Source organism: Flavobacterium chungbukense, assembly GCF_020805785.1.
GTDB lineage: Bacteria > Bacteroidota > Bacteroidia > Flavobacteriales > Flavobacteriaceae > Flavobacterium > Flavobacterium chungbukense.
In genome coordinates, this window is sequence record NZ_JAJGZV010000001.1 from 921,706 (window position 1) to 940,875 (window position 19,170).

15 protein-coding genes are annotated in these 19,170 nt (G+C 34.2%); 10 read left to right on the forward strand and 5 right to left on the reverse strand.

Annotation, left to right across the window (positions count from 1 at the left end; genetic code table 11):
* Positions 1 to 358 precede the first annotated feature (358 nt).
* The 8 genes from LL966_RS03810 (at position 359) to LL966_RS03845 (ending at position 11,434) form a co-directional block, all read left to right on the forward strand.
* Positions 359 to 1,405 carry a beta-ketoacyl-ACP synthase III gene (locus tag LL966_RS03810; protein WP_229350352.1) on the forward strand — a complete coding sequence of 349 codons (1,047 nt, stop codon included), beginning with the start codon at positions 359 to 361 and terminating at the stop codon, positions 1,403 to 1,405.
* 34 nt (positions 1,406 to 1,439) lie between these two features.
* Positions 1,440 to 2,534 carry a sensor histidine kinase gene (locus LL966_RS03815; RefSeq protein WP_229350354.1) on the forward strand — a complete coding sequence of 365 codons (1,095 nt, stop codon included), beginning with the start codon at positions 1,440 to 1,442 and terminating at the stop codon, positions 2,532 to 2,534.
* A gap of 5 nt (positions 2,535 to 2,539) precedes the next feature.
* Positions 2,540 to 3,295, forward strand: coding sequence for a LytR/AlgR family response regulator transcription factor (locus LL966_RS03820; RefSeq protein WP_229350356.1), 756 nt, complete (start codon positions 2,540 to 2,542; stop codon positions 3,293 to 3,295).
* Positions 3,296 to 3,696: 401 nt separating this feature from the next.
* Complete coding sequence (locus tag LL966_RS03825; protein WP_229350358.1) at positions 3,697 to 4,830, forward strand: efflux RND transporter periplasmic adaptor subunit; 1,134 nt, start codon at positions 3,697 to 3,699, stop codon at positions 4,828 to 4,830.
* A 34-nt stretch (positions 4,831 to 4,864) separates the two neighbouring features.
* Positions 4,865 to 8,020 (forward strand): efflux RND transporter permease subunit, encoded by a 3,156-nt coding sequence (locus tag LL966_RS03830; protein ID WP_229350360.1) that lies wholly within the window; start codon positions 4,865 to 4,867, stop codon positions 8,018 to 8,020.
* A gap of 2 nt (positions 8,021 to 8,022) precedes the next feature.
* Positions 8,023 to 9,432: an efflux transporter outer membrane subunit gene (locus LL966_RS03835; RefSeq protein ID WP_229350361.1), complete on the forward strand. Its 1,410-nt coding sequence runs from the start codon at positions 8,023 to 8,025 to the stop codon at positions 9,430 to 9,432.
* Between the two features lie 76 nt (positions 9,433 to 9,508).
* Entirely contained in the window at positions 9,509 to 10,291 is a 783-nt protein-coding gene (locus LL966_RS03840; protein ID WP_229350363.1) for a hypothetical protein, read from the forward strand.
* A 105-nt stretch (positions 10,292 to 10,396) separates the two neighbouring features.
* Positions 10,397 to 11,434: a proline iminopeptidase-family hydrolase gene (locus tag LL966_RS03845; protein WP_229350365.1), complete on the forward strand. Its 1,038-nt coding sequence runs from the start codon at positions 10,397 to 10,399 to the stop codon at positions 11,432 to 11,434.
* A gap of 69 nt (positions 11,435 to 11,503) precedes the next feature.
* Here LL966_RS03845 and LL966_RS03850 read toward each other — a convergent pair whose 3' ends face one another.
* The 4 genes from LL966_RS03850 to LL966_RS03865 all read right to left on the reverse strand — a co-directional run bounded on the left by LL966_RS03850 (position 11,504) and on the right by LL966_RS03865 (position 14,947).
* Positions 11,504 to 12,295, reverse strand: a complete 792-nt coding sequence (locus LL966_RS03850; protein WP_229350367.1) for an SDR family NAD(P)-dependent oxidoreductase — start codon at positions 12,293 to 12,295, stop codon at positions 11,504 to 11,506.
* 47 nt (positions 12,296 to 12,342) lie between these two features.
* Positions 12,343 to 12,924, reverse strand: coding sequence for a TetR/AcrR family transcriptional regulator (locus LL966_RS03855; RefSeq protein WP_229350368.1), 582 nt, complete (start codon positions 12,922 to 12,924; stop codon positions 12,343 to 12,345).
* Between the two features lie 109 nt (positions 12,925 to 13,033).
* Entirely contained in the window at positions 13,034 to 13,933 is a 900-nt protein-coding gene (locus LL966_RS03860; RefSeq protein WP_229350370.1) for a helix-turn-helix domain-containing protein, read from the reverse strand.
* Between the two features lie 15 nt (positions 13,934 to 13,948).
* On the reverse strand, positions 13,949 to 14,947 hold the full coding sequence (locus tag LL966_RS03865) for an aldo/keto reductase (RefSeq protein WP_229350372.1): 999 nt from the start codon (positions 14,945 to 14,947) through the stop codon (positions 13,949 to 13,951).
* 310 nt (positions 14,948 to 15,257) lie between these two features.
* On the opposite strand from LL966_RS03865, the gene LL966_RS03870 reads away from it, so the two are divergent.
* Entirely contained in the window at positions 15,258 to 16,064 is an 807-nt protein-coding gene (locus LL966_RS03870) for a DUF2490 domain-containing protein (protein ID WP_229350374.1), read from the forward strand.
* Between the two features lie 55 nt (positions 16,065 to 16,119).
* Complete coding sequence (locus LL966_RS03875; RefSeq protein WP_229350375.1) at positions 16,120 to 17,739, forward strand: arylsulfatase; 1,620 nt, start codon at positions 16,120 to 16,122, stop codon at positions 17,737 to 17,739.
* A 109-nt stretch (positions 17,740 to 17,848) separates the two neighbouring features.
* On the opposite strand, the gene LL966_RS03880 is transcribed toward LL966_RS03875, so the two are convergent.
* Positions 17,849 to 18,787: an alpha/beta hydrolase gene (locus LL966_RS03880; protein ID WP_229350377.1), complete on the reverse strand. Its 939-nt coding sequence runs from the start codon at positions 18,785 to 18,787 to the stop codon at positions 17,849 to 17,851.
* Positions 18,788 to 19,170: the final 383 nt, after the last annotated feature.

Here is a 19,170-nt window from a genome sequence, read left to right on the forward strand (position 1 = left end):
TTATTAAAATGACAGCAGCTGTAATTGGGAATTATCTACAAACTAAAACAGCATTATAGGATTTTAAACATAAAATCAATTAAAGGTTTATACCAAGGAATACCGAGAAAACACTTTGTGTAGATTTTTAATTCATTTTGAAAATAATTTTTTATAATTTTTTTAGTTTGTTCAGGTTTTAAATTCTTTTAAAAAGTTGAATGTCATTAGATTAAATTGACTTTTAAGACAATTATTATTGTTTCTTACGTCTGTTCTAAGGGATTTTTTGAATATTATTCCGAAGACCTTTCAAAGAATAATGAAAGTATTAAGCATTGGGTTATAAGAGTACAAAGCTTAAAAAAAACAAAAACAAATGAGCGCAGTAATAACAGCTATAGGTGGCTTTGTACCGCCATCAATCCTAACTAATAAAAAGATTTCAGAAACTGTTGATACATCGGAGGAATGGATCATTAAAAGAACTGGAATTAGAGAACGAAGAATCGCAGACGACGAAACCGCAACATCTGACCTTGCTGCGGCTGCGATTGAAAATCTAATCGAAAATTATAATGTAGATCGTAACGAAATTGAAGCTTTGCTCGTTGCAACAGCTACTCCAGATCACATTTTAGCGCCAACAGCAAGTATTGTTTGTGAAAAAAGCAGACTGACAAATGCTTTTGGTATTGACATGAATGCTGCCTGCAGCGGATTCTTATACGCTCTGGAAATGGGAGCAAATATGATCGAAAGCGGACGCTATAAAAAGCTAATAATCGTTGGGGCAGATAAAATGAGTTCTATCGTAGATTATGAAGATCGTAATACTTGTATCCTTTTTGGAGATGGGGCAGGAGCTGTTTTGTTAGAAAAAACAGAATCTGATTACGGATTAATGAAAACAATCCTAAAAACAGATGGAAGCGGAGTTTCTTCTTTAGCTGTACCAGCTGGAGGTTCTAGAAATCCAACTTCTATGCAAAGTCTTTTACACAGAACACATTATTTAAAGCAAGACGGTGCTTTTGTTTTTAAAAGAGCTGTATCTGCAATGAGCCAGGTTTCGCAAGATGCTTTGGTGAAAAATGATTTAGAAGCAGATAAAATTGACTGGGTAATTCCGCATCAAGCTAATTTGAGAATTATCACGGCTGTCAGCGAAAGTTTAAATATTGATTTTGATAAAGTTAAAGTAAATATTGACCGTTACGGAAATACAACTTCTGCAACAGTTCCTTTATGTTTATGGGACTTTAAAGAAGATTTTAAAGAAGGTCAAAATTTATTGATCACCACTTTTGGTGCAGGATTTTCTTGGGGTGCAACTTGTTTGAAATGGGGTGTAATGCGTGAAAGAAAAACGTTGAAGCAAAAAATAACTAATATTGAAAAAGAGGATGTTTTGGTAGCGCATTAAGCATTGCCAAATTTATTCTATTTAAAAAAAATAAATGAGGTTAGGAAACCAAAATAAGAAGTCGGGGAAGAATTTTTTCTATAAATATTACAGAGTTATCGTAATTCCGGCTGTTTTTTTGGTGTACCTGTCTTCTTATTATTTTCTGAATCCCTATAGAAATTTTAAAGAAGAAAGTCTGCTCGATTTAGATCAGAGTTTTGACATCTTTATTATCCTGCTGTATTGTGCCATACTTACAGAGCTAACACTTTTTGTTGGAAGGAAATTAAACTACTACATTAGTTGGGAACAAAATCCGGTTTTTAGGGCGATAGCACAGTTTATTTGCCTAATAGCCGGTAATATGCTTCTAAACTACTTTTTTTCGTGTCTCTGGGATTATTTGTATCCGTGTACGGCATTAGAAGAAAATGATCTGGTTACGATTTGGCAGTCAAAAATTATGGCTGCCATTATTTCGCTTTTTATAAGTGCCATTCATACCGGAATATTTCTATTAAACAGATGGCGCTTAAATGCTATTGAAACGGCAGAATTAAAAATTAAAGCCTCTGAACTTCAAGAAGCCGTAATGCGCTCTAAACTGGAATCTTTAAAAATGCAATTAGATCCGCATTTTGTATTTAATAATTTCAGTACCCTAACGGAACTGATTTATGAAGACCAAAAAGAAGCAGCTTCATTTTTAGAAAATATAACGAGAGTCTATCGTTATATGATTTCAAATTCGAATAAAGATACCATTACTGTAAAAGAAGAAATAGAGTTTCTAAATGCTTATTTCTATTTATTGAAGAAACGTCTTGGCGAAAAAATCGACTTACAAATTGAGATTGATTCTGCTTTATTTGCACTTCATTTACCGCCACTTACTTTGCAATTATTGGTAGAAAATGCTGTAAAACACAATACAGCAACTTTGACCAATCCGCTTACAATTACTATTTTTTCTGATTCTGGAGATATTATCGTTCGTAATAAACTGCAGCAAACCGCTGGAAAGAGTTTGGTTTCAACAGGAATCGGAAATAAAAATATTGAATTCCGTTATAAAATTTTATCTGAAAAAATGCCGGTTTTTAGTGAATCAAACGGCTATTATGAGGTGCGTCTGCCATTAATTTAGAAGTTATGAAAATTTTAATTGTAGAAGATGAAAGTATTAATGCCAGCCGATTAAAAAGACTGTTGGAAGAACTAGAGCCTAATTGTGAAATTTTAGGTATTATAGATACCGTTGTAGATACAGTGGCGTGGTTAAAATCTAATTCTGCTCCAGATTTAATTACCATGGATATTCGTTTAGCAGACGGATTAAGTTTTGCTATTTTTGATGAAATGGAAATCACTTGTCCTGTTATTTTTACAACGGCTTACGATGAATACGCCATTAGAGCTTTTAAGGTAAACAGTATCGATTACTTGATGAAACCAATCGAAAAAAACGAATTAGAACATGCCTTAACAAAATTCAAATCATTAAATAAAAACGAAACTAATTATTCTAATATTACTGGAATTCTAAAAGAACTTATTCAAAAACCAGTATTTAGAATGCGCTTTTTAGTGACCTATCGTGACGGTTACAAAAGTGTAGATGTTTCAGATATTGATTTTATTTATTCGGAGTTTAAAACTAGTAATTTGTTTCTCAAATCTGGTGTAATTATTTCGATTCCGCAAACAATGGAAGAGTTGGAACAAGAATTAGATCCAAATATCTTTTTTCGCGCCAACCGTCAGTTTTTTATTCGCGCGGAAAGTATCAAATCAATTGCGAACTACTTTAACGCAAAATTGAAAATCCAATTAAAACTCGATCCCGAACGCGAAGTGATTATCAGCAGAGAGAAAACGCCATTGTTTAAACAGTGGATGGATCGCTAGCTAGGAAGGAACTAAGGTTCTGAGATGCTGAGGTTCTAAGTTTTTTTGCCACGAATTGCACTAATTTCGCTAATTTCCTTTTTGAAGTTACGATGTTTTACTCTCATTTTTGTCTTATATCATTCTTGATCATAAAAATTCGAGAAATCATATCGCCAGTTTTATACAAGAATTTTAATTATCTAAGATTCATGAATTGCTTCGCCTGTTCGCTATTGCTCGTATCGTGGCGAAAAAAAACTTAGAACCTCAGCATCTCAGAACCTTAGAACCTTAAAAAGAAAACCCTCCGTTTCGGTGTCAAAAAATGCCGTTTGGGTAACTTTCTTCCTTGAAAATGCTGTTTTCAGCTGTTATTTTGCTGCCAAATTTGAGGTAATTCATTTAAAATGAAAAATAAAATGACAAAACAGTTTTTTAAAAATAATAAAGCAATTGATAGGATTGCAGTTTTATTAATAATCATATCACTTTCTTCATGCGGAAAGAGTGGAGATGCACAAATGGCGCCTCCTAAACCAGAAGTTGACTTTCTTCAGACAAGTTCGACATCAGGAGATATAGAAAAAAAATATCCAGGTACTGTTGAAGGTACCGTAAACGTTGATATAAAAGCTCAAGTATCAGGTTATCTTGAAGCTATTTATGTAAAAGAAGGAGATTATGTAAACAAAGGACAATCTCTTTTTAAAATTAAAGGCGATGTTTATGCTGAACAAGTAAACAACAGTCGTGCGGCCTACAAAAGCGCTTTGGCCAATCAGGCAAATGCTAAATTGGAGGTAGAAAAAATCAAACCTTTAGTTGATGGAAAAGTCTTTTCAGATATGCAGTTAAAAACCGCACAAGCTAATTATGAAGCTGCAACCGCACAAGTAGCACAGGCTAAAGCCGCTTTAGGATCATCTCAGTTAAATGCCGATTTCTCTTTGATTAAAGCTCCTGTAAGCGGCTATATTAGCCGTATTCCGAATCGTATCGGAAATTTAGTTACACCAACCGATGCTGTTCCATTAACTACACTTTCTGAGATTAATAATGTCTTTGTTTATTTCTCTCTTACAGAAGCTGATTATCTTGCTTTCTCAAAAGATTCAAAATCAGATAAGTCTGTTAGTTTAATTATGGCAGATGACAGCGAATACGATCAGAATGGAAAATTGGAAGTTGCCAGCGGAAATATAGATCGAGCAACGGGTACAATTGCTTTAAAAGCCATTTTTCCAAATCCGAAAAAAGAATTACGTTCTGGAGGTTCTGCTCGAATTGTCTTAAACAAGAATTTGTCTTCTGTTATTACAATTCCGATGGCAAGTGTAAAAGACATTCAAGATAAATTTTTTGTTTTTGTTTTAAAAGAAGGCAACAAAGTAGGGATGGTTCCAATTGAAATTGCTGGAAATGCAGGAACCAATTATTTTGTAAAATCTGGTTTGAAATCGGGTGACAAAGTAGCGCTTAATTCTATCGATGTACTTTATGATAGTATGGAAGTTGTTCCAAAAACTGCTGCTAAAAATCTAAGCAGCAAATAATTCTTTTGATTTAATATAAAAAATAACATTTTCCATGTTAAAGAAAATAATAGACAGGCCAGTATTGGCCACAGTCATTTCCATTGTATTGGGTATATTGGGTATCATTGGACTTACCCGATTATCTGTAACAAGATTCCCAGATATTTCTCCTCCAACTGTTATGGTAAGCGGTTCTTATCCGGGAGGAAATAGTGAAACCGTTATTCGTTCGGTAGTAACGCCTTTAGAAGAGCAGATTAACGGAGTTGAAAATATGCAGTACATTAAATCTACTGCAAGTAATGACGGATCTTTTTCGATTAGTGTCATTTTTAAACAAGGGGTAGATCCAGATCAGGCCGCTGTAAACGTGCAGAACAGAGTACAGCAGGCAACTCCAAAATTACCGCAAGAAGTAGTCCGCATGGGACTTACAACTTCGAAGCAACAAAACAGTATGATTGTTATTTTCAACTTGTATACAGATGACAATAACAAATATGATGAATTGTTTCTGCAGAATTATGCAAATATAAATCTTGTACCTCAAATGAAACGTGTTCCAGGAGTTGGACAAGTTCAGATTTTTGGACAGAAAGATTATTCCATGCGAATTTGGTTGGATCCGCGTAAAATGGCAAATGCTGGTTTAGTACCTTCAGATGTTACGCAGGCAATTGCGGAACAGAGTTTAGAATCAGCTCCAGGAAAATTGGGAGAAGAATCAAAAGCGGCTTTAGAATATGTAATTCGTTACAAAGGAAAAAAGAACAAGCCGGAACAGTATGAAAATATTGTAGTTAAAAATAACGGAAGTAACGTTTTAAGATTGAAAGATGTTGCACGAGTTGAGTTCGGTTCTATTTCATACAGCGGGGATAACAAATCGAATAGTAAAAATGCGGTTACGATGGCAATTTTACAAACTTCGGGTTCTAATGCAAACGATATTGAAATCGGGATTAATAAAGAAGTCGAAAGATTGTCAAAATCTTTTCCTCCTGGAATTAAGTATGTGAACGTAATGAGCACCAAAGAGCGTTTGGATGAAGCAACGGGACAAGTAAAATCGACTTTATTCGAAGCCTTTATATTGGTGTTTATCGTAGTATTTATTTTCCTTCAGGATATTCGATCAACGATTATTCCGGCAATTGCAGTTCCAGTGGCAATTGTAGGAACGTTTTTCTTTCTGCTGGTTTTCGGATTTACCGTCAATATTCTAACTCTTTTTGCTTTGGTACTAGCAATTGGAATTGTGGTCGATGACGCAATTGTCGTTGTGGAAGCAGTTCACAGTAAAATGGAAGAAGATGCAGGTATTTCGGCTAAAGAAGCAACACATAGTGCGATGGCAGAAATTACAGGAGCTGTAATTTCGATTACTTTGGTAATGTCGGCTGTATTTATTCCGATTGGTTTTATGACGGGATCTTCAGGGATTTTCTATAAACAATTTGCTTATACTTTAGCGATTGCGATTATTATCTCGGCAGTAAATGCACTTACGTTAACTCCAGCTTTATGTGCACTTTTATTAAAGAATCATGGAGACAAACATGATAATCACAATCACAAAACAAGTTTTAAAGATCGATTTTTCGTCGGATTTAATACTAGTTTCAATAATCTTACGGGCAGATATATTAAAGGGGTTCGTTTCCTTATCGGAAGAAAATGGATCGCTGCTGGTTTAGTGACAGGAATTACTGCAATTGCGGTTTATATGATGATGTCTACACCAAAAAGTTTTGTACCGCTTGAAGATGACGGTTTCATGGTCTACAGTTTGTCTATGCCGCCAGGAACAGCGCTTGATCGTACGACTGAAGTAGTGCAGAGAATGGAGAAAATCTTAGAAACAGAAGAAGCTATTGATGTTAACACCAGTATTACGGGATTTAATATTTTGAGTAACAGTGCTAGTACAGCGTACGGTTTAGGATTTATCAAATTAAAACCTAAAAAAGAAAGAGGTGCTGTTAAAGATATTGACGAAATTTTGAATAGCGTTACAGCTAAATTATCTAAAATTAAAGAAGGTTCGATTATGGTATTCAGAATGCCACCTGTTGAAGGATTTGGTGTAACTAGCGGTGCCGAAATTGTTTTACAGGACAGAATGGCTAGAAGCCCAGAAGCTTTAAAAGCTATGTCTGATAAAGTAATCGGACAGATTATGCAGCAGCCTGGAGTTCAATATGCATATACGACTTTTAGAGCCGATTATCCGCAATTGGAATTGGAAGTTGATGAAGATAAAGCCCGACAGATGGGCGTAAATATCAAAGAACTATTAGGAAACATTCAGACTTATTTTGCAGGAGATCAATCATCGGATTTTACCCGATTTGGTAAATTCTACAGAGTGAATGTAAAAGCCGATGGTATTTTTAGAATGGATGAAGATGCTTTTAATGAAATTTTTGTTAGAAACGCAGATATGCAGATGGTTCCTGTAAAATCGATTGTAAAATTTCATAAAGTGTACGGGCCGGAATCGGTAAACCGCTATAATTTGTATAATTCTGTAAATATTACAGCAATGGCATTGCCAGGTTATAGTAACGGTCAGATTATGGGGAATTTAGAAAAGGTTTTAGATCAACTTCCATCTGATTACAGTTACGAATGGACAGGTTTAAGTCTTGAGGAAAAAGCAGGAGGAAGCCAGACAATTGCCATTTTTGGGTTGTGTCTTTTGTTTGTATTCTTCCTGCTTGCTGCTCAATACGAAAGTTATTTACTGCCACTTGCTGTATTGCTTTCTATCCCTACAGGAATTTTAGGAGCTTTTGCAGGGATTAAAGCAGTTGGCTTAGACAATAATATTTACGTTCAAGTGGGGTTAATTATGCTCGTTGGACTTTTGGCTAAAAATGCCATTTTGATTGTTGAGTTTGCTTTACAGAGACGTCTTGCCGGATTAAGCATAATCGAGGCCGCAATTGAAGGAGCAAGATCAAGATTACGTCCGATTATCATGACTTCGCTAGCTTTTATTGTAGGGATGATTCCATTGATGTTTGCCTCTGGAGGAACTGCAGTTGGAAACCGATCAATTAGTGTGAGTGCCGCAGTCGGAATGTTTAGCGGTGTTGTACTGGGAATTTTTGTGATTCCGTTGCTTTTCATTGTATTTCAATATTTACAAGAAAAAGTGTCAGGGAAAAAGATTGCAGTACAAGTTCAAACCATAAAAGAATAATAATGAAAACACTATATAAAATCGGAATTGTTTTACTTACCGGAACAATCATGACTTCTTGTGTGGTAGGAAAAAAATATACGCGTACAGATTTAAATGTTCCAGAAAAATACCGCGAAGAGATTGTGGTAACTGGAGATACGATTTTGCTTCCATGGAAAAACTATTATAAAGATCCTTTGTTGGTTAATTTGATTGAAAAAGCCCTCGTTAAAAATAACGAGGTGCTTATTGCAATGAAAAGTATGGAACAGCTTGATCTTTCTTATAAACAAGCCAAGCTGTCCTTACTTCCAACACTAGATTTTGATGCAGGTGCTAGTCGTTCTTATCAATCTAAAAACTCTTTAAACGGATCATTAAGTGCTCAGTTTATTGGTAAAGATTATATGGACGATTACAATGCCAATCTTCGTTTGGCTTGGGAAGTTGATATTTGGGGAAAAGCTGCGATGCAGAAACGAGATGCCAAAGCAGCATATTTTGCTCAAAAAGAAAACCTTTCGGCTTTAAAAACTCGTATAATTGTTCAGGTTGCGCAAGCTTATTACAATCTTCTTGGTTTAGATGAACAGCTTAAAATTGCAGAGAAAAATATTGAGTTAAGTAACAATACCTTAAGTATGATGCGTTTGCAGTACAATTCTGGTTCTGTTAGTTCATTAGCCGTAAATCAAACTGAAGCTCAGAAAAAAACAGCTGAATTATTAGTGCCTTTAGCAAAAGCGAATATTGCTGTTCAAGAAAATGCTTTACAGATTTTATGCGGAGAATATCCAGATAAAATTGAAAGAGCGGGTAATATTGACGCAGCAGAAGTTGCGGTACTATTTCCTGACGGAGTTCCTGTTTCACTTTTGAGCAGAAGACCAGACGTAAAAGCTAGTGAATATGCAGTGATGTCAGCAAACGCCAAAACGAGTTTAGCAAAAGCAACCATGTATCCCACTTTAAGTTTAAGTCCGTCAATTGGTGTAAATTCATTTGAGTTTGATAACTGGTTTAATTTTCCAGGTTCTGTTACTAAGACTATTGCGGCCAATTTAGCACAGCCGATTTTCAGAAAAAAAGCGTTAAGAACGTCGTATGAAGTCGCTGTATTAGAACAAGAAAAAGCAGTTGTACAATTTAAACAGTCTTTTATTACTGCTGTAGGAGAAGTTAATGATGCCATGTCAAGATTGAAATATGCCGATGAACGTATTTTACTCGCAAAAGAAAAAGCCCAGTCTTTAGACAAAGCGACTTCTGACGCTTCTTTGCTGTATAAAAGCGGAATGGCAAATTACCTAGAAGTTATAACTGCTCAAAACAGTTCACTTCAAAATGATTTAGATGTTGTAACTATAAAATTAGAAAAGCTAAATGCAGCCATTAACCTCTATCGCGCTTTAGGAGGAGGAGTAGAATAGTTTTTTTTATAAACACCATTTCTGGAAAAAATTACAGAAATGGTGTTTTTATATTTCAGCAGATTATTATTTAAATATGGATAAAGTTAGTTTTACACGCTTAGAACTTTATAACTTGGTTTGGAAATTTCCACTTATTCAAATAGCAAAGCACTACGAAATTTCGACTATGGGAATAAAGAACGCTTGTGATAAAATGCAGATTCCTTTACCCAATAACCGTCATTGGAATAAACTGGAATACAAAAGATCGGAAAGACCAAAACTATCAACAGAATATAATACGATCAACCAGATTTACATTCTAAAGAAAAGGTATGAAATGCAATTTCGATACACTTCAAAATCTACCCCGTTGCTTGATTCCGTTCATCAAATAAAGAAAGAGGTAAGTGATTTGTTGATCGTTAAACAAAAGCTTGAAAATCCTTCTAAAATCGTTTATGCTACAGAAGATTATTATAAAAATTTAAAGAAAAACGATAATGATTTTCTTGAGATTTTAAATTTAAATGTATCAAACAAAAGTGTAAACAGAGCTTTACTATTTATGGACGCTTTTATAAAAATTTTGGAATTCCGCGGTCACCAAATGCGAAAAAACAATAACGGGTCTGACAGCATTCTTTTTACTAATGGAATAGAGATTGAAATTGATTTGAGAGAAGCATTAAAAAGAATTACTATTGAAGGGAAAAGAGAAACGTCAGAATACGTTTTTACCGGAGAATTTATACTTCGAGCTAAAAGAGAATCGATAAAAAAAGAATGGCGCGACGGAAAAGATTTATTAGAAAACAAACTGGCAATTATTTTAGCAAAATTAGAACTCATAGCAAACGAAGAAAGTTTTTTATAAATTAAAAAATGCAAAGAGAATTATTTTAAATATCTTATAATGAAATCTATATAATGTCAAATAAATACTTAAATTAGAATTTCAAATAACTTAAAAGTATAGTTTATGACCTTATTTCGAAATGCTTTTTTAATAGTGATAGTTGCTTTTTTTCTAACTGGTTGCAAAAAAGAGAATTCTTCTGATAACAAAAGTGTTGATTTAAAAAACTACTTAACGGATAACGCTTCGGGCATAAAAATTGGAGGGATTAAAATTGTACAAATCAATACTCCAAAAGGAAAATTTAATGTTTGGACGAAGAGAATTGGAAATAATCCTAAAATAAAACTATTACTTCTTAACGGCGGGCCTGGAGCTACACACGAGTATTTTGAATGTATGGAAAGTTTTTTGCCATCAGAAGGAATTGAATTTATTTACTATGATCAGTTGGGAACGGGTAATTCTGATAATCCGAATGATCCAGCATTTTGGGATCTATCTAGATATGTTGAAGAAGTAGAGCAGGTTCGTCAAGCCTTAAAACTGGATAAAGATAATTTTTATCTATTAGGTCATTCTTGGGGTGGAATTTTAGCTGCACAATATGCACTTAAATACCAGAAGAATTTGAAAGGACTTATCATTTCCAATATGATGATGAGTGCGATAGCTTATGATAAATATGCAGACGATGTATTAGCGAAACAGATGGATCCAAAAGTTTTAGCCAGAATACGAGAAATAGAAAAAAACAAAGATTTTGAGAATCCAGAATATATGAAGTTGTTGGTTCCTAATTTTTATTCTAAACACATTTTGCGCTTAGATCCAAATTTATGGCCTGAACCAGTTAATCGATCATTTGCTAAAATCAATCAGTCGCTGTATGTTACAATGCAAGGGCCAAGCGAATTCGGGCTTTCTGGTAAACTAGAAAAATGGGATATTACAAAAGAACTTCCGAAGATTACAGTACCCACATTATCAATTGGAGCACAATACGATACCATGGATCCCGAACATATGAAATGGATTGCAACACAGGTTAAAAATGGTACTTATTTGTATTGTGAAAAAGGCAGTCATATGAGTATGTATGATGATCAGGAAACATACATGAAAGGATTGATTAAGTTTTTAAAAGAAACTTCTAATTAAAAATCAAGAAAGCCAGAAAAAAAATATTTTCTGGCTTTCTTGATTTCAATGATGATAAAATTAAAATTTTTAAATAGTTTTTAAAACTCCTCCATCTGCTCGTAACGAAGCTCCATTTGTTGCTATTGAAAGCGGACTTGAAAGATAAACGGCTAATGAAGCAATCTCAGAAGGATTTATAAATCGTTGTAATAATGAATGAGGATTGGTTTGCTGTACGATAATGCTTTTCATCTGTTCTGTTTCGATGTTCTGCATTGCAGCAATTTGTTCTATAGTTGCAGCGACTCCGTCTGAGTACGTTGGACCACCAAGAATCGTATTTACAGTAACTTCAGTTCCTATTGTTAGTTTTGATAGACCATTGCTAAACGCCATCATAGCCGCTTTTGTCATTCCGTAGTGAATCATGTTTCCAGGAATGTTTACACCAGATTCACTGCTGATAAAAAGAATTCTTCCAGATTTTTTGTTTAGCATTGAGGGTAAAAGTTTCTTTGAAAGTCGAATCGAACTCATAACATTGATTTCAAAAAAAGTATACCAATCTTCGTCTTCAAGATCTTCAAAGTTTTTTAGCTCGAAAATGCCAACATTATTAATTAGAATTTCAATATCATTTAATTTTTGGATTAATTTCTCCACTTCCTCTTTTTTTCCAAAGTCAGCGGCGATTCCAGAAACTTTTGCATTTGGAAATTCAGCTGCTAATTTTTCAACAGCGAGTTCGGTTTTTTCTTTGTTTCTTCCATTAATAATGACTTCGGCATTTTCAGCTAATAACTGCTGTGCAATTGCAAAGCCAATTCCTTGTGTTGACCCGCTAATGAAAGCTTTTTTTTCTTCTAATTGTAAATTCATTTTTTATTTAATTTTTGTAATGATTGATACATAAATAATCAAAAAAATTAGCTGATAACAGCTAATTGCATTTCGATTTGTTGTTTTAATACTTCTTTGTTCGGATACATTCGGCGGAGTGTATTGAGTCCGCACCAAAATGTTATAAGATATTTTCCTAAAATTTCGGGAGAAGTCATTGTTTTTATATTTCCTTTTTTTTGTTCTGCAGAAATAACTTCTGTAAACATTTCTTCAACTTCTTTTAAGATTTGTACAGAAATTGACTCAAGATCGTCATCAATATAAGTCATTTCAACCACTGTATTCGCAATAATACAACCTTTCAGATGTTCGTTTTTATCTGAGTCTGCTATGCTTCTAAAAAAATCTTTAATTAGCTCCAACGGATATTTGCTTGTGCTTAATTCTTTTTTAAAAGCGTCAAATGCCAGTCTTCGTTCCTGAATAGCTTTTTGAAAAACTTCTTTTTTACCTCCATTAAAAGTATTATAAAAACTTCCGGCACCTGCACCAGTAGCTTTCTGCAAATCGCTTAAAGAGGTTGCGGTATAACCTTTTTTCCAAAATAGCTCTTGAGCTTTTTTTATAATATTAGAATCTTCGTATATAGTTGGTCTTCCTCTCATTTAATTTTATTTTGTAATGATTGGTACAAAAATATAAAAAAATAGATTCTAAGTAGAAAATGCTGTATAAAATTAGTTAAGTGACTAGAAATTCTATTGAGCTGAAGGACTAATTATTCCTGATTTTTTCTCGAAATTCCAAAGGAGCCATTTGTGTTCTTTTTTTAAAAAGTGTACTAAATGACTGTGGATGTTCAAAACCAAGAGTATAAGCTATTTCACTTACAGACAATTCAGTTACTGATAGTTTTTCTTTGGCCTTATTGATCAGTTTTTCATAAATATGTTCACTTGCATTACGACCGGTGTGTATCTTCAAAAAATCGCTGAGGTAATTGGGAGAAAGATTCATCGCTTCGGCAGCTAAACTTACACTTAAAAGACCTTTTTCTTTAGTATCATCATTATAATAATCATTTATAAACCTTTCAAATTTAGGAAGTAAGGTATGACTATTGTTCTTTCGGGTTATAAATTGCCTTTCATAAAATCGACTTGAATAGTTTAGGAGTAGATCAATCTGCGATAAGATAATTTCCTGAGTATGACGATCAATATGCTGGCATTCTTTGTCAATTCGGTCCAATATTTCTATGAGATATTTTTCTTCTTGTTCAGATAAATGTAATGCTTCATTTACGGCATAGGAAAAAAATCCAAAATCAAATATTTTCTGAGCTAACGGATGTTTTAAAATAAAATCTTCGTGAAATACCAACAAATAACCAGCTCCACATTCCATATTATGAAAATCTAAATACTGCACCTGATTCGGTGCAGTAAAGCTTAGTACTCCTTTATCATAATCGTAATGTCCTTGACCATATCTAACTTTTCCTTTTGCGTCTCTTTTTAGAGCGACACAGTAGAATTTATTTACAAATCCTTTCCAGATTTCATCCTCCAAAAAAATGCTTTCAGATAAATTGATTACGCTTACCATTGGATGTTTAGGTTCCTGAAGAGAAAGTAGGCGATGAAAGGCAGACACAGATGCTATAGTGTTCATAACGCTTCTTTTAAGTTAGTCTAGAAGTCCCATGCTGAATTCATCATACGGAGCTCCGGTATCAGTTCCCAAAGGTACAATACTTTCCAGTTTTTGCAGATCTTGAGGACTTAATTCTACGGTAGTAGCCTGTATATTCTGCTCGAGATAGGTTCTGCGTTTGGTTCCAGGAATAGGCACAATTCCCTTACTGATTATCCATGCAAGAGCAAGCTGAGACGAATTGATGTTTTTTTCTTCTGCCATTTTTTCAATCGCTTTTACTAATTCGATATTTTTATGAAAATAATTTTCCTGAAAGCGGGGTATACCTCTACGGAAGTCATTTTCTGGAAGATCATCTATAGAACGAATTTGCCCAGACAAAAAGCCTCTTCCTAAAGGAGAATACGCAACAAAACCGATTTCTAGTTCTTTCAGAGTTTTTAGTACGCCTCTTTCTTCTGCAGTTCTTTCAAATAAAGAATATTCACTTTGAACAGCTGTAATAGAATGAATTTGATGTGCTCTTTTAATTGTTTCAGAAGATACTTCAGAAAGTCCCAAATATTTCACTTTACCTTCCTTAACAAGATCACTCATCGCGTCAACCGTTTCTTCTATGGGCGTATTTTTGTCAAGGCGGTGCATATAATAAAGATCAATATAATCGGTATTCAAATTTTTGAGAGAACGTTCCACTGCTTTTTTGATATACTTTTTGCTTCCGTTTATCGCCCAAGTTACTTTTCCCGCATCATCAATTTCCCAACCAAATTTTGTAGCTATTGTATATTTATCACGTTCTTTTCCAATAGCTTTTGCTATTAGCTGTTCATTTTTTAAAGGACCGTACAGATCTGCTGTATCTAGAAAATTGCCTCCCATTTCAAGCGAACGATGGATTGTTTTTAAGGCTTCTATTTCATCTGCTGCACCATATATATTTGCCTCTTCAAAACCTGTCATTCCCATACATCCCAAACCTATTGGAGGAATAATTAATCCTTGACTTCCTAATTTAATCTTTTTCATTTTTTTAAGTTTTATTTGAATACAAAGTTCGATAGGAAGTGCACTTTTAGCAGTTTGCATATTACGGAATATTGTAAGCCAATTACTGGTATTTGCAAAAGAAGAGTTGGATTTAAATCTCAAGCGGATCATTTGATTGTTTATAAGATTTAAATCCTAAAACTTTGTTTCAAATTATAAGTTGCAACATGTTTAAAGATTTTCATCTTAAGATTAGATCTAATTTAGTGTTGTTAAATTGTAGTAAGTTGATAATCAGTTAAGAATGGTATTTGATTGAGTGGGTTAAGAGACTTTAATTGGAAAAGGTATGAATAAAATGAATAAAGCGATTACTATTTTGTTCTGCATTATTTGTCAGTCTTTTGTATATGCACAATTAGATGCGCCTTACACTATGGGTTTTATTCCAGCTTCTATTGCAGAAGGTGATCTTGCTTTTCCAATCTATGACAAATGGCATTTAAGCGGTCAGGTAGATTTTCAGTTAGTTACACAAGGAGCTTATAATACCACAAATCCGTTTGAGTATACGCAGCGTGTTGTGGTAAGACCTTGGATTGTGTTTTCTGGATTAAAGAATATGAAATTGTGGCTTGGATATGCGCATAATCAAAAATATGCCGTCGAAGAAATGGGAAATTATAAAACACTTGAAAACAGATTAATTGTCATGGGAACCTATACGCAGGAGATGCCGAAGGGATCCATTTTTGAACAAGTGCGATTTGAAACTAAGTTTTTTGATGATAGGAATGGCGTTCCACAGACAATTCCGCGATTAAGAGCAAGATTTGGCGTCAATCATTTTCTTAGACAGACTAAAGAAAAACCACTATTTCTAGCGCCAAATTTGGGCTATTATACAGAACTCATGCTAAAGTTCGCTTCCAAAGATTATGCGGAAGAACATTTTGATATTTTCAGACTTTCGGTGTATTACAGTGCAGGAATAACGCCAAATCTTCATTTTTTGGCAGGTATAATTGGGCAGATGCAGCTAAGAAACAATGGCAATCAGTTTGATGTTTACTATGGTCCAATGTTGTCTCTAAAATACAGTATCAGACCTAAAGAACGAGAAACTTTTGATAGTGTTGATGGAGGTGCAGATTGATAAATTGATAATGAATACCCACAATGCAAATATATAATCATTAAATCTTAAAATCATGAAAAAAAGTAACTTACAGTTTATTTTTACGGCTTTACTCTGTTTTTCATTTATTGGAATTATAAATGGACAAACTAAAAAGAAGCCTAACATCATTATGGTAATTTCTGATGATACGGGCTGGGGAGATTTAGGTGTTTATGGAGGAGGGATCGGACGTGGAATGCCAACTCCAAACTTAGATAAAATGGCTAAGGAAGGAATGCAGTTCTGGTCTTTTTATGGACAGCCAAGCTGTACGCCCGGAAGAGCAGCTATGATTACAGGCCGTATTCCTAACCGAAGCGGTATGACTACAGTGGCTTTTCAAGGGCAAGGGGGCGGACTTCCAGCAGCAGAATGGACTTTGGCATCAGTATTAAAGAAAGCGAATTACAAAACTTATTTCTCTGGAAAATGGCATTTAGGAGAAGCAGATTACGCTATGCCAATCGCGCATGGTTTTGATAAAATGCAGAATGTGGTATTGTATCACTTAAATGCTTACACGTATTGTTTCCCATCATGGAATCCTGATATGGCGCCAGAGATAAGTGATTTTATTAAGAAATCTACAAAAGGTATTTTGGAAGGAGAAGCGGGAAAACCAGCACGTGATACAGGCCCTGTTACTGAAGAGAATATTGCAGAATTGGATATAAATATGGTGGACAATAATTTGAAACAGCTTGATGAATATGGAAAGTCTAAAGATCCGTTTTTTATGTGTATCAATTTTGCTAAAAACCATCAGCCTAATTTGCCATCCAAACAATTTGTGGGGAAATCTCCAGCAAAAAGCAAATATGGTGATGCTGTTGTAGAAATGGATTATAATGTAGGCCGTATTATGGATAAAATTCGACAGCTTGGCATTGCAGATAACACTATTGTCATTTATACAGTTGACAATGGAGCTTGGCAGGACGTTCATCCAGATGCAGGATATACACCTTTCAGAGGTTCAAAAGGTACTGATAGAGAAGGAGGAAGTCGCGTACCAGCTATTGCATGGTGGCCGGGACAAATTGAGGCAGGAAGCGTAAGTCATGATATTGTTGGTGGCTTAGATTTGATGGCTACTTTTGCAGCTCTTGCGGGAGTTGAATTGCCAAAAAATGATAAAGAAGGAAAACCAATGGTTTTTGACAGCTATGATATGTCGAATGTTTTATTTAAAAAGGGAAAACCACTTCGCGACAGATGGTTTTATTTTACAGAAAACGAATTGTCGCCAGGAGCAGTGCGTATAGGAAAATGGAAAGCAGTATTTAATACAAGAGGAGATAACGGAGCACAAGCAGGAAGCGATACGCCAGGACAGCAATTGGGCTGGAGAGGTGATCAGACTTACATTGCAACTGTTCCAGCGGTATATGATTTATGGCAGGATCCTCAGGAACGTTACGATCTATTTATGAACAGTTTTACAGAGAAAACATGGACAATGGTAGTTTTTGACCAAGTTATTTTGGAATTAATGAAAACCTATGCGGCAACTCCGCCAAGACCACAGCAAAGTGGTTCGTATGCAGGACCAATGGAAATTGGAAAATATAGAACTATTGAGCAGGCTAAACAGTTACTAAATTCTAAAGAATTGACGCTTCCACCTTTAAGCGTTGATCCTAAACAATAATGCAAAGGTTAATTACAATTTTAAAATCCCATTTTTTATTTGAAATGGGATTTTTTTTGTACTGTAAAATTGTTTTACATCTTCATGCTTTATCAATGCTTTGATCGTTTTAATTATAACCATTAGCTTTAAGCCATTCGATGCAATCTCTTGTCCAAAATTTGCTTGTGTCGTTTACACCTAATCCAAATCCGTGACCGCCTTTTTCATATAAATGTAACTCCGCTGTAACTCCATTTTTCTTTAAAGACAAATAATAATTAATACTGTTTTCAGGTATTACAACGGTATCATCTGTGCTATGAATTAAAAATGCAGGCGGTGTTTGAGAAGTAACCTTTTTTTCATTCGAAAAGGAATCTATTACATCTTGCGAAGGATTATTTCCTAATAAATTAGTTTGTGAGCCTTTATGCGTTATGTCATTTTCCATTGAAATAACAGGGTAAATCAAAAGAGAAAAATCGGGTCTTGCACTTACTTTATATGCTGATTCATAAACTTTATCATCATAATGCGTAGATGCAGTGGCAGCTAAATGCCCTCCAGCAGAAAAGCCTAAAATCCCAATTTTTTTCGGATCAATATTCCATTTAGAGGCATTTTGTCTTACATACCGAATGGCTTCTTGTGCATCTTGCAATGGACCAACATTTTTATTTTTCATAGTTAAATCTGTTGGGAGTCTATATTTTAAGACAAAAGCTGCAATGCCTTGACTATTAAACCATTCTGCCACTTTTTTTCCTTCCTTGTCAAAAGCTAAATGCGAATAGCCTCCTCCAGGGCAAATAATGACTGCAGACTGATTTGGTTTACTTTCTTTGGGAATAAAAATACTTAATGTAGGTATAGAAACTTGACTTGTGCTTTGTATTTTTCCTTCTTTGAGTTCAGGTTTTTCTTTATAATCTGCGGCTTTAATTTCGTCTGGAATTTTATTCCATAACGGAATTACTTGATTTTGAGCATTTGAAGAAAATATTCCTGAGAAAAGGAGGAAACTCAATGTTATTCTTCTGTAAAATTGGATCTTTTTATTTTTCAATTTGATATTTAATTAGTTGTTTTACAATGATTTATTGTCTTTAACTTAGAAAATGTAACAGTTGATATTGGTTGTTGTAATTACTATAAATAGGATGTAAAAAACACCATTTTTGGTACAATTTTACCCCATAAAAAGGATGAATTTCACCTGTTAGCTTTTAACAAATATATTGTTTAATGTGTAATTTTGTATTCTTTTTTTTATGTAATCTATTAATTTAAATACTTAAAATAATTTTTTATATAATTTATTTGGATTGTAGAGATTAAAAACTATATTTGTGCAATCGATTACATTGTTTCTGTTTGAAGGTGTTAATTTGTTGATTTTAATATTTTTAAACAGAAGTCAATTGTTTTATTAAGATTTCCAAAAATTAC

Excerpts from the sequence above, each read along its gene's own strand:
- LL966_RS03870 (WP_229350374.1), top strand. The coding sequence starts at position 15,258 with ATGAATAAAATGAATAAAGCGATTACTATTTTGTTCTGCATTATTTGT.
- LL966_RS03860 (WP_229350370.1), bottom strand. The coding sequence starts at position 13,933 with ATGAACACTATAGCATCTGTGTCTGCCTTTCATCGCCTACTTTCTCTT.
- LL966_RS03835 (WP_229350361.1), top strand. The coding sequence starts at position 8,023 with ATGAAAACACTATATAAAATCGGAATTGTTTTACTTACCGGAACAATC.
- LL966_RS03815 (WP_229350354.1), top strand. The coding sequence starts at position 1,440 with ATGAGGTTAGGAAACCAAAATAAGAAGTCGGGGAAGAATTTTTTCTAT.
- LL966_RS03810 (WP_229350352.1), top strand. The coding sequence starts at position 359 with ATGAGCGCAGTAATAACAGCTATAGGTGGCTTTGTACCGCCATCAATC.
- LL966_RS03875 (WP_229350375.1), top strand. The coding sequence starts at position 16,120 with ATGAAAAAAAGTAACTTACAGTTTATTTTTACGGCTTTACTCTGTTTT.
- LL966_RS03825 (WP_229350358.1), top strand. The coding sequence starts at position 3,697 with ATGACAAAACAGTTTTTTAAAAATAATAAAGCAATTGATAGGATTGCA.
- LL966_RS03855 (WP_229350368.1), bottom strand. The coding sequence starts at position 12,924 with ATGAGAGGAAGACCAACTATATACGAAGATTCTAATATTATAAAAAAA.
- LL966_RS03865 (WP_229350372.1), bottom strand. The coding sequence starts at position 14,947 with ATGAAAAAGATTAAATTAGGAAGTCAAGGATTAATTATTCCTCCAATA.
- LL966_RS03840 (WP_229350363.1), top strand. The coding sequence starts at position 9,509 with ATGGATAAAGTTAGTTTTACACGCTTAGAACTTTATAACTTGGTTTGG.
- LL966_RS03830 (WP_229350360.1), top strand. The coding sequence starts at position 4,865 with ATGTTAAAGAAAATAATAGACAGGCCAGTATTGGCCACAGTCATTTCC.
- LL966_RS03845 (WP_229350365.1), top strand. The coding sequence starts at position 10,397 with ATGACCTTATTTCGAAATGCTTTTTTAATAGTGATAGTTGCTTTTTTT.
- LL966_RS03820 (WP_229350356.1), top strand. The coding sequence starts at position 2,540 with ATGAAAATTTTAATTGTAGAAGATGAAAGTATTAATGCCAGCCGATTA.
- LL966_RS03850 (WP_229350367.1), bottom strand. The coding sequence starts at position 12,295 with ATGAATTTACAATTAGAAGAAAAAAAAGCTTTCATTAGCGGGTCAACA.